Genomic DNA, 15,638 nt, shown 5'->3' with positions numbered 1-15,638 from the left:
CAGACACAAAAGCCACCTGCCCGGTCAGCCGGTAGGTGCAATGTAGCAGCGCGCTTCACAACTCGTGAAACCTGTCTTATTGTGAAGTCAACTCTCGAGCTGGGAACATCAAGTGTATCAAGAAACTGATAAAATTTCACCGATTACAGTCAGAGACCCGGCCCAAGTCTTGGAAGCGTGAGCCCAAAACCCAGGCTAAGGTGCCTGGCCGAAAAAGGTTGACAGTTGTCCACAACCCTAATTAGTATTTTTTTACCCACACAAGCCCCCGAATTTATCCGTGGGGTCAATGCTTCAATTCTTTAATCTAAAATCTAAAATCTAAAATCTAAAATCGATTGACCGACAGCACCCAGGATACAAGCCCCCGGATTCATCCGTCCAGAAATAAAAAACGTGTATCCGATAAAACTTGTCCCCGGAATTTATCCGTGGGGTCAATGCTTCAATCTCCAATCTCCAATCGAAAATCTAAAATCTAAAATCGATTGAGTATCTGGTAGAGCCAGCGCCGCCTTTTTGACAAGCGAATTTCAAAGGTGGTAAAAGCCCCCGGATTTATCCATGGAATCAATCCAAAATTGAAAATAGAAAATCCTCAAGCCCCCGGATTTATCCGTGGAATCAATCCAAAATTGAAAATAGAAAATCCTCAAGCGCCCGTATTTATCCGTGGGGTCAGTCTAAAATCTAAAATCTAAAATCTAAAATCTAAAATCGATTGACCGCCCCCAAAAACGGATACTTGCTTTCTGACAAGAGTCGTGGAGAGCCAAAAATTTTAGACTCTTGTTCAATCTCCCAGATTCATCTGTGCAGTAAATCTCAAATCTCCAATCTCCAATCGACTGACACCCACAAACTTGGCATTGGTAATTGGGTTTAGCTCAACGGTGGCCGTTCTTACGGCTTTGAGCGGATTGACATTTGGGACATTTAATTTCTATTTTTTATAAAAAAAGGTCAAGGGAAAACGAGCTAGACTTGAGTCTGCTCGATGCAAGAAACACGGGGGAATTCAGTCAAAAGTTAATTTTTATAAAATATTGGAATTAATTGCCATATGTTTATGTGGTTCATGTCATTATAAATTTCTCGTAATTCATCAAATTAATGTGAGCTATAGCGGTTCTCAAGCGTAGTGAGGTATGCCCTATGCCCTATGCCCTATTCCCTATTCCCTATTCCAGATATTACCTCTCCTGAGAAAAGCTATATATAGTTATATAATTTAAAAGTTACCGCAAACCACAACAGTTGAGTGCTGTTAATGAAGCTTGACGGGCAGTGTGTTTGGGATCGCGATCGTAATGCAGCTAAAAATATTCTCTCCAAGAGAGGATGCGTAGCGTAGGGCATAGGGGAACTTGGGGTAACACCCTAAATGCTTGTGGATAGATGACCTCTACTGAGGCTGGAGAAATCCTGTATCAGCAAGTCCCCTCTTGGAATCAAGAATCTCAGTTTCTTGAGGGTTCCGAGTGTCAAAAATCATCCCATAATGATGCCATGCCTATTAATGAGCTCCTTAAGTTCCTCTTCAATGAACTGCTCTCGTTCAATCAGCGTTCGCGGAGTCATCTTATACTTAGTGTCAACAGTAGTATCAATAGCTCTTACAGAAAATATTCAGTCTGCTTTTTAAAATCCCTCTTTCATAATTTCTTGTTCAAAATATGTTAAGAAAAATGAAATTAATGAATATAACCGCAGATAGATGCACAATAGTAGATATCAACTCTAACAAAGTTTAGGCTTGAAAGAAGCAGTAGAAATACGTAGATATGGTTACAACAAATCTTTTTCTCGGATATCACATTAACGAGCAAATATACGTAGGTACGAGAACATTAGTGTATCGCGGCCTTCGGTGTTCAAATGGTCAGCCCGTCGCGATCAAAGTGCTGCGAAATGACTTTCCCCGCTTTAACGAACTGGTTAACTTCCGCAACCAGTACGTCATTGCTAAAAACTTAGATATCCCCGGCAGTGTTAAGGCATACAGCCTGGAGACTTACCAGAACCACTATGCTCTGGTGATGGAAGACTTTGGGGGAATTTCCTTAAGTAGCTATCTCGATCTTCTAGCATCCGAGAGCAATGAACCCCTAAAAGGTTTGCCTATTAACGAGTTCCTTCCTATGGCAATTCAAATTGCCAACTCGCTCGACGGACTTTATCGCCACCACGTCATCCATAAAGATCTTAAACCCGCCAATATTCTAATTAACCCCACCACCAAACAAGTCAAGCTGATTGACTTCAGCATCGCTTCCCTGTTGCCGCGCCAAACCCAAGAAATACAAAATCCCAACGTCCTTGAAGGCACCTTACCTTACATATCTCCCGAACAAACTGGGCGAATGAACCGAGGCATTGATTACCGCACGGATTTCTACTCTCTGGGAGTCACATTCTACGAACTGCTGGCGAGACAGTTGCCTTTCCAAACCGATGATCCGATAGAATTAGTACACTGTCACCTTGCCAAGCAGCCTATCCCAGTCCATCACCTCAACAAAAGCGTTCCACTGGTGCTGTCTGAAATTGTTAGCAAACTGATGGCGAAGAATGCTGAAAATCGCTATCAAAGTGCGATCGGACTCAAGTTTGATTTGGAAACTTGTTTGCACCAATGGAAAGAGACAGGTAAAATTGCTTGCTTTAAATTGGGTTCGCGAGATTTGTGCGATCGCTTTATCATCCCAGAAAAGTTGTACGGTAGGGAAAGCGAAGTATTCTCCCTGCTAGCAGCCTTTGAGCGCGTGAGTGCCGGAAGCGCCGAAATGATGCTCGTTGCCGGTTTCTCAGGCATTGGCAAAACCGCTGTTGTCAACGAAGTTCACAAACCCATTGTGAGACAGCGAGGATACTTTATTAAAGGCAAGTTCGACCAATTCCAACGCAACCTTCCCTTTTCAGCATTTGTCCAAGCTTTTCGCGATTTAATGGGACAGTTGCTATCGGAAACCGATGCTAAACTTGAACAAAAAAAATTAGAAATTTTGGCAGCTTTGGGGGAGAGCGCTCAAGCGATTATTGAAGTTATTCCCGAACTAGAACGTATTATCGGACAGCAACCCCCAGTCCCAGAAATTTCGGGCAGTGCCGCTCAAAATCGCTTCAATATGTTGTTTGAAAAATTCATTAAGGTGTTCACAACAAAAGAACATTCTTTAGTGATTTTCTTGGATGATTTGCAGTGGGCAGACTTAGCCTCGTTAAACTTAATTAAACTGTTGATAAGTGCTACTGATAACAGCTATCTCTTTTTAATGGGAGCTTATCGGGATAACGAAGTTTTCCCAGCACATCCATTAATGCTGACGTTAGCAGAGATTGAAAAAACTGAAGCAAAGGTGAATACTATTACCTTAGCTCCCCTCGCTAGAGCAGACGTAAATAGTTTAGTTGCCGATACTCTAGCTTGTTCTACGGCGTTGGCTCTGCCTTTGACAGAACTCGTTTATCAAAAAACCAAAGGCAATCCATTTTTCAGCACACAATTCCTCAAATCTTTGCATGAAGATGGGCTAATTGAATTTAATTTTGAAGCTCGGTATTGGCAGTGCGATATTGCCCGAGTGAGAACCTTGGCATTAACGGATGATGTAGTAGAATTCATGGCACTTCAGTTGCGAAAGTTGCCAACCAGGGCACAGGAAGTTTTAAAGTTAGCTGCTTGTATTGGCAATCAGTTCGATTTGGCGATCTTAGCAATTGTTGATGAAAATTCGCCAGTAGAAACCGCCTCCGCTTTATGGAAGGGACTACAAGACGGGCTAATTTTACCCATTAGCGAAATTTATAAGTTTTATCAAGCAGAGGGGAATAGCAACTCGGTAATCGGTAAGGGGGAGGAATCTGACCAATTACCAATTACCCACGAGCAATTAGCCAAATATAAGTTTTTACACGATCGGGTTCAACAAGCAGCCTATTCCCTGATTCCCGAAGAGCAAAAGCGATCGACTCACTTACAAATCGGTCAACTGCTGTTAAAGAATACGCCCGAAGCGGATCGAGAAGAAAGAATTTTTGATATTGTCAATCACTTAAATGTGGGAGTTGAGCTAATTACCCCGGAGGCACAACGGGAGCAATTAGCAGGATTGAATCTGGTTGCTGGAAAGAAAGCCAAAGCTGCTACCGCTTATGCTGCTGCAGTTGAATATTTCAATGTTGGGAAGAAATTACTGACAGCCAATAGTTGGGAGAATCAATACGAACTAACATTAGGGCTGCATACCGAAGCAGCAGAAGCGGCATATCTGTGCGGTGACTTTGACGGGATGGAAGAATTGGCATCCGTCGTGGAAAGCTGTGCCAAAATGCTACTGGACAAAGTGAAAGTATATGAAGTACAGATGCAAGCTTGTATGGCGCAAAATAAGTTACAGGAAGCGCTGAATACGGGACTACAAGTTTTAAAACTGTTGGGGGTAGAGTTTCCCTCGGAGCCAAATCCGTCTGATATTGGGCAGGCATTAGGCGAAACTGCGGCAATTTTGAACGACAAGCGAATTGAGGATTTAATTGAGCTGCCTCAAATGAGGGAGCCTTATAAACTAGCAGCCATAAGACTTTTATCAAGTATCTTTGCTACTGCATACCTTGCTGCTCCTGCACTGTTGCCTTTGACTGTATGCAAACAAGTACAATTATCAGTCCAATATGGGAATGCTTCCGTTTCTCCCTTTGCTTACGCCAATTATGGTTTTCTTCTTTGTGGAGTTGTAGGAGATATTGATTCAGGTTATCAGTTCGGTCAATTGGCTTTAAGTCTAGTATCAAAGTTAAATTCTCAAGAAACCAAAGCCAAGACAGCGTTCGTAGTAAATTTCTTTATGCGACATTACAAAGATCATCTCAGAGAAACCTTAGAGCCTTTGATGTCAGCTTATTCTAGCGGAATGGAGACAGGAGATCTAGAATATGCAGCCTATAATTTATTACAGTCTTCCTGTTCAGCTTACTATAGTGGCAAAGAACTCACTGTCCTTGAAAGAGAGATAGCAAGAAACAGAAATGCTATTGATAAAATTAAGCAAAAAAAACCGCTTAATTATATAGAAATTTATTGGCAAACTATCTTGAATATGCTAGGGAAAAGTAAAAATTCCTGCATTCTCAAGGGTGAAGCCTACGATGAGCATATCAAGTTGCCAGTTTACCAGCAAACAAATGACCAAGTGGGATTTGCTTACATATATTTAAACAAGTTTGTACTTTGTTATTGGTTTGAAAAATACTCAGAAGCAATTGATAATATCGCTCTCGCAGAAAACTATTTAAATGCAGTAATAGGAATGCCCGTTGTTCCTGTTTTCCATTTCTACGATTCGTTGGTGCGGTTGGCGGTGTATTCTGGCACTCCACAGTCAGAACAACAGAAACTTCTCGACAGAGTACAAGCTAATCAAGAAAAAATGCAAAACTGGGCGCATCATGCCCCCATGAATCATCTGCATAAATTCTATCTAGTAGAGGCAGAACGGCATCGGGTTTTAGACCAAAAATTAGAAGCGCTTGAGATGTACGATAAGGCGATCGCTCTAGCTAAAGAAAACAAATACGTCAATGAAGAAGCTTTAGCAAACGAACTGGCTGCAAAATTTTATTTACAGTGGGGGAAAGAAAAACAGGCCCAACTTTATCTAATTGATGCCTACTATTCCTACTCTCGTTGGGGGGCTAAGGCGAAGATTGATAGCTTAGAACAATGCTATCCTCAATTGCTTGCTCCTATTTTGCAGCACAATCAAGGTCGTTTGTTCGAGGCAGTGACCGCCTCCAATGACACCTCATCTTCTACCAAAAACCAAACAATTGCTGGGACTACGAGTAGCGCAGTAATAGATTTACCAACAGTTATCAAAGCTTATCAAGCTCTGTCTAGCGAAATAAAGCTTGAACAATTGCTCACTACCCTGATGGAAGTGGCGATTCAGAATGCAGGGGCTCAAACAGGAGTATTGATTTTGAAAGAAGAGGATAACTGGAAAATCGCTGTCCACTGTAGCGATCGCCAAGGCTGTCTCCTGCAAGAAACTATGGCTATCGACGAGAGCCAATCAATTCCCCAGACTGTGATTAATTACGTCAAACGCACGCAGAAAACCCTAGTTTTCGATGATGTCAAGACTGAATTAATATTTGCTTCTGACCCCTATATTATGCAGCAGGAACCTAAGAGCATCCTATGTACTCCGATTCTCCATCAAGGCAAAATGATGGCAATTCTGTATTTGGAAAATAATCTGACAACGAGGGCATTCACTGGCGATCGCGTCGCCCTCCTCAACATTCTCTGCTCGCAAGCTGCGATCTCGCTGGAAAACGCCCGCTTGTATCAGGAATCTCAACAGCTTTATCAACAATCTCAGGAGGATGCCCAAAAACTAGAGCAGTCTATCAACAATCTCAAACAGATGCAACTGCAACTGGTACAGAATGAGAAGATGTCTGCTCTCGGAAATTTAGTTGCAGGGGTAGCCCACGAAATTAACAATCCCGTAGGCTTTATCGTCGGCAATTTGCAACCGGCTCAAGATTACGTGGGGGATTTATTTAACTTGATTGATTTGTATCAAGAAAAATTCCCCGCTCCGGGAGTGGAAATTGAAGCTGAAATTCAGGATATGGACTTGGAGTATTTGCGAGAAGATTTGCCGAAATTGATTGGCTCGATGAAGGAGGGAGTCGATCGCATCCGCAATATCAGTACAAGTTTGAGAACGTTTTCGAGGGCAGATAGCGATCGACCAGTTTCTTTCAATATTCATGATGGAATTGACAGCACTGTGCTGATTCTCAAGCACCGTTTAAAAGCCAGCGAGTTCCGCCCTGCCATTGAAATTGTGAAAGAGTATGGTAACTTGCCCCTAGTGAAATGCTTTCCCGGACAGTTAAACCAGGTATTTATGAATATACTGGCTAATGCCATTGACGCTCTGGAGGAGTCAAATAAGGGGCGCAGTTTTAGTGAAATTAAAGCCCGACCCAATCAAATCACGGTTCAAACTGTTATGAGCGAATCCAAAGATCGGGTTTTGATTCGGATTAAGGATAATGGAACTGGGATGTCGAACGAAGTCAAGGAAAACATCTTTAACCACTTATTCACAACCAAGCCAGTGGGTCAAGGAACCGGATTAGGATTGTCGATCGCCCACCAAATTGTTGTAGAAAAACATGGAGGTACGTTAACGGTGAATTCCTCCCTCGGTCAGGGTTCGGAGTTTGTGATTTGTATTCCGGTGTGAGCAGTTGGTAGTAGGTATTTAGGGCAATTAGCGCCATCGACTAAGCTAGACCCGACCCAGAGCTTCCTGCTCATCACAGTCACCGGCAAAAATATCGGGTTTAGTAAGAAGAAATATACGGATATTCCGGGTTTCTAAATCGCCATGCGTTTAGGACTGAAATTGTGAGTTGTAAACTGTGAAACGTAATTTGTTGTATAGGCGTCGAATATTGTCAGTCTGGATTTTACCGGTACTGGCGGCCCCGTTTTTAGTGTGGAATCAACCCGGAAGAGCACAAGAGGGGGTGAGGGCTGGGTTGATTCATGCTTCGAGAACCCGCCAGGGAATGAATTCCCTGGCTGATAGCGAAAGTCGGTTAAAACAGACTGAAATATTGACAGATAGTTCTCTTGAAAAAACTTCAGCTATGAGACAGGGGTTAAAACCTCTGTCGGAATATAGGTTTTTGGCTCAATCTGTACCGCCATCTTCGAGAATTAGACAAGGCAGCCAAGTGTCTCTAAACGGCCGCATTCTCCCCCTAAGTTGGACTCAGCAGCCGCCAAACAGCACTTCTGCAGATTTCCGAACTTGGATTGCTGACGTTGGATTGATGCAAAGTGCGGGAGTGGATTTGCTTAGCAGCGCCGACAGTACCAAACAACCGGTGCAGTGGTTTTCGGTATCTTTAACCGGCGCTCAAAGCTTAGCAGCGCGGGCAACAGGCTCGTATCGTTACTTAGATGTTAGCGATTTTGCGTCGCTTGCGGGTTGGCAGATATCAGCAGATGGTAATGTTCTGAGAATCACGTCTCCTGCGGCAAATGTGACTGGAATTCGGCAAGCAGAAAGAGAATGGGGCTCGCGCATTGTTGTCGATCTCGATCGCCCGGCCCCTTGGCAAGTTAATTTTGTCGATAAACCAAGCCCGTCGCCGACACCCGCGCCCAACCCCCCGGACGACCCCACCAAGCCTGCTCGAGGACCGAAAGCCCCCGCAGCGCCAAACCTCGAAACACCAGACGACCCGACCAAACCGGCTCTCCCGCTGCACAGGAGGCCTTTACAGCAGATTATCGGTCAAGAATGGTCGATCGCGATCGATGCCAAAGTTGCTCCCGCCTTACTTCAGGACACTTTTGAAACCAGCAAACAATTGCTATCACTAAAAGTCGAGCCTGACGGCGATCGAACCCGAGTCAAAGTGACGATTCCTTTAGGTTGGCGGCCGCAAGTTTTCAGCGAGGGAAATCCCAATCGATTAGCGATCGACATTCGGCCAGATTCGTTAGTTGAAAAAAACATTCTTTGGGCTCCCGGTGTGCGGTGGCGGCAGGAGTATCAGAATTTAGGAACTGCTCGTTTTCCGGTAGTTTGGTTAGAAGTCAATCCGCGTCAATCAGGGGTAAAAGTTCGACCAATTCTCAGCAATCCGCCTGCTGAGCAAGGGACTGCACCTTTATTGCAAACAGCAGAAGTCTCGGGAGCGGCTGCGGCGATTAATGCTGGATTTTTCAATCGCATAAATCGGTTAGCTTTAGGGGCTATTCGGCGCGACAATAAATGGCTTTCCGGGCCGATTTTGAACCGGGGGGCGATCGCCTGGAACGATGGGGGAGAATTTGCGATCGGTCGTTTGACTTTGCAAGAAACTTTGATAACTCCGGCAAATCAACTTTTGCCTGTTTCTCATCTCAATAGTGCCTACGTGCAGTCGGGAATCGGTCGCTACAATTCTGATTGGGGGACAGCTTATACTCCATTTTCTGACAATGAAATAGTTGTGACAGTTGGGGGGGATCTAGTTGTCAGTCAATCCCCCGGAGGTGCGGCGGGAACAACAACTTTTCCGATTCCAGCTAACGGGTATATTTTGGCTTTGCGTTCGGATTTGTCGATCGCCCCTCTCTTCACCCCCGGCACTTTATTGCGTCTGGAAACTAACACTATTCCTGCGGATTTTAACCGTTTTCCCTACATTCTCGGCGGCGGGCCGGTGTTGCTACAAAACAGTCGAGTGGTTTTGGATGCGAAGGCGGAAGGGTTTAGCGATGCGTATGTTCGACAGACAGCAATTAGAAGTGCGATCGGGCGAACTGCTGCGGGGAATTTGCTGATTGTAGCGGTGCACAATCGCGCGGGCGGGGCGGGGCCAAATTTCGCAGAACTGGCGCAGATATTGCAGCAAATGGGTGCTGTGGAGGCTTTAAATTTGGATGGGGGAAGTTCGACGAGTTTGTATTTGGGAGGTAGTTTGCTCGATCGACCTCCGTCTACGGCGGCGAGAGTTCATAATGCGATCGGTATTTTCCTTCAACCATAAACCGTCACCTTAAATTGTAGGGTGCGTCAGTGTAAGGTGTGGTGGATCTAATTTGACAGTCAATTTTTATACAATTCTGGTGGGACGGGCAGGAGTTCCCGTCTCTGTATTCAATGCCAGATGCTCCGCAGCTTAGGTTATTTGCTTAAATGGTTGGCATCCGCCGAGCTCCGTCAACGGTGTTTAATATTGTTTCCGGTTGCATGGGCACGATAAAGTCAAGGTCAATAATTCCACATTCCCCAACTGACTACTCCCCATCCCGAACGGTGTAAGCGGAGTTGATATAACTCGCGTTTGGTGCCAAGATGGTGACTCACATGGGCGATCGCGAAAGTGACTTATACACTTATACAATTGATGTACCAGCAAACCCACCCATTGGTGGGACGGCGAGAGAAGCATTGCTCATTATTTGCTGTGTTAGTGTTAAGATTCAGGGTGCCGATCAATTGAAGGCACAAGATTATCCACTCTGTATCACTATGAACGCAATCTAAGCAATACAAGTTAATCCTCCGCCAGGGCAAGAAGCGATTCATAGGCGATTACTCACAACTCTGATTCTCAACAGCAATGCTTGTCCGTGATTGAACTATCTATTCAAGGACCCACCAAAAAATTGCCAAACCCTTATCCTGGGGTCTCCTTACCTTGGGCTACTTGGCTGATTTCTCGAGTTGGGCGTTGGTCTGGTTATAGTTCTCACATACCTGCGGGAATGCCTACCCTTGTTCATGGACTCTGACAGTTTGATATCATTTCCGGTTACACCGGAATGATTTTGACGGTTGACGGTAGACAGTTGACGGTTGACGCCGTGAACTGTCTACCGTCAACAGTGAACTCGAATTTACTATTCCGATGCTAAGGGATTTGATATGAATCCATATTTTTGGGGTGGAAACTAGCTGAGAATCAATTTGTGTGTACGCGGTAGCTTTTTAAGGGGGATGCGATGCGGATAAAAACTTGACGGAAAGCGACATTTATTATGGGTTTGAGTCTTAAGTTGACAGGACGAAAGGCTTTACCGTGTCCCAAGCCGATCTCTGTACTTCAATTAACTGAAAACGGCTAAGTAGGCGGTTACAAATAAACATGACATGGGTCGGACGGGTGAGAGCATTCCTCTACTCGCTTGTATCTCTTTATACTAAGGATTTTTACCTACAAAATAGTAGGTTTTTTTGCCCTTAGCTACTTATAAACAAATATATTTCCTTCAGATTCCCGTCCCATTTATTCCGAAATAACAAATAGACCTATCCTCTTGACATGAGGAAATTTTATAAGTAAAAATAGGAGAGATAAATACGATCGCACTTTAAGCACAATCTTTAAACACAATGACAGCCAACAGACTACCTTTGTTCGGATGGTTATTCATCCTTGGCTGGCTGAGTGCAGCGGCCGGTTCGGCAAACGCGCAACCCATCACCCCCGCCGCGGACGGCACTAAAACAGTTGTTACTCCCAACGGCAACCGCTACGACATTTCCGGGGGGTCTTTGGGTCCAGAGGGGGCTAATCTTTTTCACAGTTTTACTCAGTTCGGTCTCAGCGAAGGTCAAACTGCTAACTTTCTGACCAATCCCAATATTCAAAATATTTTGGGACGGATTACTGGGGGAAATCCTTCTTTAATCAATGGCTTAATTCAAGTTACGGGCGGCAATTCTAACCTGTTTTTGATGAATCCGGCCGGCCTGATTTTCGGACCGAATGCGAGTCTCAACGTGCCGGGTTCTTTTAATGCTACAACGGCGACAGGGATTGGTTTTGGGAACAATCAGTGGTTTAGTGCGATCGGCAATAACAATTGGGCAACATTAATTGGGAAGCCGAACAGTTTTGCCTTTACAAATTCGCAAGGGGGAAGCATTGTTAATGCAGGCAATCTGACGGTGACACCAGGTCAAAGTTTAAGTTTGGTAGGAGGTACGGTTGTCAATACCGGTCAGCTAAATGCGCCGGGGGGCAATATTCTCATCAGCGCCGTCCAGGATAATAAGTTGGTACGGATTAGTCAAGCTGGGAATTTATTGAGTTTGGAAATTGGGCCGACAGCAACAGGGGACTCGCTGCCGAACAATTGGACGCAGCCAGTGTTATCTTTGCCGGAGTTGCTGACGGGAAAAGGTGCGGCACAGGCAACGAATTTGACGGTAAATCCCCAGGGTGAAGTGGTGTTGACGGGGGATGTTGCTGTGCCGGTAACTGCGGGAACGGCGATCGCAAGTGGCACTCTCAACGTCTCAGGCGACACAGGCGGCAACGTTAACATCTTGGGTGAGAAAGTAGGTGTTATTGCTGGCAATATCAATGCGAATGGAATTAACGGCGGCGGTAATGTACTGATTGGCGGAGATTATCAGGGTTTGGGGACGGTGCCCAATGCTTTGCGGGCTTTTGTGAGTGGTGACTCGACAATTAATGCTGATGCTGTTAGTAATGGTCAGGGCGGGCGAGTTATAGTTTGGGCGGATGAAACTACTCGCTTTAATGGAAATATTAGTGCTCGCGGTGGCTTATTTTCTGGTAATGGCGGCTTTGTGGAGGTGTCGGGAAAGCAATCGCTGGATTTTCAAGGGTTGGTAGATTTGCGATCGACCTTTGGGATTGCTGGAACCTTACTCTTAGATCCTAATGATATTACTATTAGCACAGAGATGGATGAAGGGGGAGGTTTTTTAGCAGGGGGAGTATTTGCGCCAGCGGCTGGTATTCCTAGTTCTAGGATTAATAATGGGACGCTGCAAGAGCAACTAAGTTTGGGAAATGTGACTATTTCCACTGAGTCGATTTCGGGGTCGGCTGAAGGTAATATTACAGTCAGCGGACAGATTTTTTGGACGAATAATAATTCCCTAACTCTGAAGGCTAATAACAGCATATTTGTTAACAAAAATATCACCTCTAACGGCGGCAGTATCACCCTGAATGCAGATGCAGATGGCAGTGGTGCAGGGGCGATCGCCATTACCACAGCTACCATCAGCTCCAGCGGCGGCAACATTATTTTAGGAGGTGGCACTAACCCGTTAATTTCCCCAGCATCCGGGACAGTGGCAAATTACCGCGGAGTTTCTATCACCAATTCCATCCTCAATGCCGGCACTGGAAATATTTTTATTACAGGTAAAGGACGCCCTGGAGAACCCGCCAATGAGGGCATTTTTGTTTCTATCAGCACAATCACGACTGCTGGCGCTGGAAGTATTAGTCTCACTGGTACTGGTGGCGGTAATGGAGGTGGAACCGGTGAGTTTCTCTTTACTCCCCCCACACACGGCATTTCTCTTTCTGGCAGCGGAATCACGACGGCTGGGACTGGAAGTATTATTCTCAAGGGTACAGGCGGTAATGGAACTTCAGGCGACAACAACGGGATTAACATTGTTAACGGCAGCACAGTACAATCGCTCGGGGCAGGGAGTATTACTCTCGACGGTACTGGCGGGAACGGGAATAATCGTAATCTAGGGATATCTATTATTGACACGAGTACAGTGCGATCGGCTGGGGGAAATATCAGCCTGACTGGTACAGGTGCGGGGATAGGAAGCGGGAACGTAGGCGTTAAGGTAATCAACTCTACAGTGGAGTCAACGGCGAATGGGGCTGTCACCATCAGCGGGACCGGGGCGCTAAATGGCACAAGTGGCAATACAGGGATAGCTATTTATCCGGGTACTGCTACTGTGCGATCGCAGAATGGGGATATCACCCTGACTGGAAAAAGCAAGGGGAGCGAGAACACCAACGAGGGCATTGCGCTCTATAGGTTAGTGGAATCCAAAGGCACCGGGAAGGTGACTCTCCGGGGTGAGGGCGGCAATGGGAATTCCTTCTTGAATCAAGGGATATATATTTCTCCAGAGGGCACAGTTCAATCGCAGGATGGAGATATCACCTTGAGTGGAACAGGCAACGGGCTCGGGGACACCAACACGGGCATTCGGCTGATCCAAGGGCGGGTGGAATCCCTAGGCATCGGGGAGATAATTCTAAGCGGTGCGGGCGGCGATGGGACTGATAGGAATCAAGGGATATCCCTTATGGGCGCCACAGTCCAAGCTTCCTCTGGAAATGTCACTCTGAGTGGTAATGGTCGTGGGAAGGGGACTTTGAACCACGGTATATCTGTAGAGAGTAGTCCTAGTGCCCCAATCCCTACAACAATCCAAACCGCAGGCCTGGGAAAGGTGACGTTGAGGGGCGTGGGCAGTGGAGGGACGGGCGCTAATTTCGGGATCGGCATGAACTCAGGCACGGTACGATCGCAGAATGGAGATATTGCTTTAACCGGTACCGGTATAGGGGCATCAACTAACAACGACGGCATTAACTTCAGCACGGGCGGACCGATAACGGTGCAAGCTACGGGAACAGGCAATATTAGCCTCACGGGAATTGCTAACAACAATACCCTTCCAATTAACCTCATTAGCGGTGTGATTGCTGCGACAGGTGGCAATGTCACTTTGACAGGCGATGAAATTCAACTGTCAGGAACCACTCAAGTCAATGGCAAGGGCACTATTACTTTACAGCCGCGGACAACGAGTTTAGATATTCTCATAGGCGGTACTCAGAACACACCTGACGTTCCTCCTTTGAATCTAATCCAGACGGAAGTCGATAGGTTTAAAGGGTTTGCCCAAATGGTGATTGGGCGGACGGATGGGACGGGGGCGATCGTCGTTGACCCCGCTGGCATTCAGTTCAACTCCTTCAACACAGCAACGACAATTCAGCCTCCAACTGGTACGGGGTTGATCGCAGTTAACGGACCAATTACAGCCCAGGGTAATATTACATTTAACGGAACTACTTCTCTAAGCGCAAACGTTACTGCCAGCGATAAAATTATTACTTTCAACAGCCCTGTTATCGTCGCAAATCAAGTCAATCTCAACACAGGTCCAGGTGCCGGCGAAATTCTTTTCCAAAAAAATGTCTATGGCAAAACTGCTAACAGTCAAGATTTGACTCTAACAGCAGGTAGTGGCAAAATTACATTTGGTGGAGATGCCGGCAGCGTTACTTCTCTAGGCAACCTCAAAATTAACAGTGCGGGCAACGTACAAACAAAGGCAATTACAGCCGCCAGTATTACTCAAACTGCAGGTACGGGTACAACTGCATTCAAGGGTTTAGTGAAAACCACTGCTGCGGGCGGCATTAACTTGACAGGCACAAATTTTGCGATCGAGAATCCAGTCACAACCCTAAATAATGGAACTTTTAAAGTCAATAATAGTGGCGACTTGAATATTGCTACAGCGGCAACTCTACTGCTGGATGGAGAGTTTACTCAAAGCGGTACAGGCCCGGTTAATATCGGCTCCAACATTACCACTACTAACGATAATATTAGTTTCAACAGTCCCGTTACTCTCACAAATAATATTTCTTTCAACACAGGTGAGTTAGGTGCGGGCGATATTATTTTTAACAATAAAGTTGATGGCACAACTGCTAACAGTCGAAATCTCACTTTAACAGCGGGTACTGGTAATATTAGATTCACCGCAGGTGAGATCGGCAACAGCACAACTCCATTCGGTACGATAACTGCCAACAGTAGTGGCACGACTAGCTTCGCGAGCTCTGTCAATGCCCAAAGTTTAACAACCGACTCAGGTGGCACAACTCAACTTAATGGCCCTGTCACTACAACTGGCCCTCAAACTTATGGAGATGCAGTGACAATTGCCAATAATTCCATACTCTTGGGCAGCGAGATTACTTTCACCGATACAGTTAACGGCAGCAGCGCTTTGACTGTGAACGGCAGTAGCGGTAATGTTAGATTCAATAAGGCGATAGGCGAAACAAAACCTCTGACAAGTTTAACTGCCAACAGCGAGATATCTTTAGGCGGGAATGTCACTACAACTGGCCCTCAAACTTATGGAGATGCAGTGACAATTACCAATAATTCCATACTCTCGGGCAGCGAGATTACTTTCAATAATACTGTAGACGGCAGCAGCGCTTTAACTGTGAAAGAGGGTACTGGTAATGTTAGATTCAATAAGGCGATAGGCGAAACAACACCT

The 15,638-nt window shown here is 45.5% G+C and carries 4 protein-coding genes; all 4 read left to right on the top strand.

What is annotated here, in order from left to right:
• The first annotated feature begins 539 nt into the window (after positions 1–539).
• Complete coding sequence (locus tag QUB56_RS25140) at positions 540–701, top strand: hypothetical protein (RefSeq protein WP_332958910.1); 162 nt, start codon at positions 540–542, stop codon at positions 699–701.
• Between the two features lie 1,083 nt (positions 702–1,784).
• On the top strand, positions 1,785–7,265 hold the full coding sequence (locus tag QUB56_RS25135; protein ID WP_332958909.1) for an AAA family ATPase: 5,481 nt from the start codon (positions 1,785–1,787) through the stop codon (positions 7,263–7,265).
• Between the two features lie 178 nt (positions 7,266–7,443).
• Positions 7,444–9,570, top strand: coding sequence for a phosphodiester glycosidase family protein (locus tag QUB56_RS25130; RefSeq protein WP_332958908.1), 2,127 nt, complete (start codon positions 7,444–7,446; stop codon positions 9,568–9,570).
• Between the two features lie 1,349 nt (positions 9,571–10,919).
• Positions 10,920–15,638 (top strand): two-partner secretion domain-containing protein (locus QUB56_RS25125; protein ID WP_332958907.1); only part of this gene is annotated, 4,719 nt, incomplete at its 3' end.

This window comes from Microcoleus sp. AR_TQ3_B6 (genome assembly GCF_036702785.1).
Classification (GTDB): Bacteria; Cyanobacteriota; Cyanobacteriia; order Cyanobacteriales; family Microcoleaceae; genus Microcoleus.
This window is presented reverse-complemented; position numbering and strand designations above follow the sequence as displayed.

Excerpts from the sequence above, each read along its gene's own strand:
- QUB56_RS25135 (WP_332958909.1), top strand. The coding sequence starts at position 1,785 with ATGGTTACAACAAATCTTTTTCTCGGATATCACATTAACGAGCAAATA.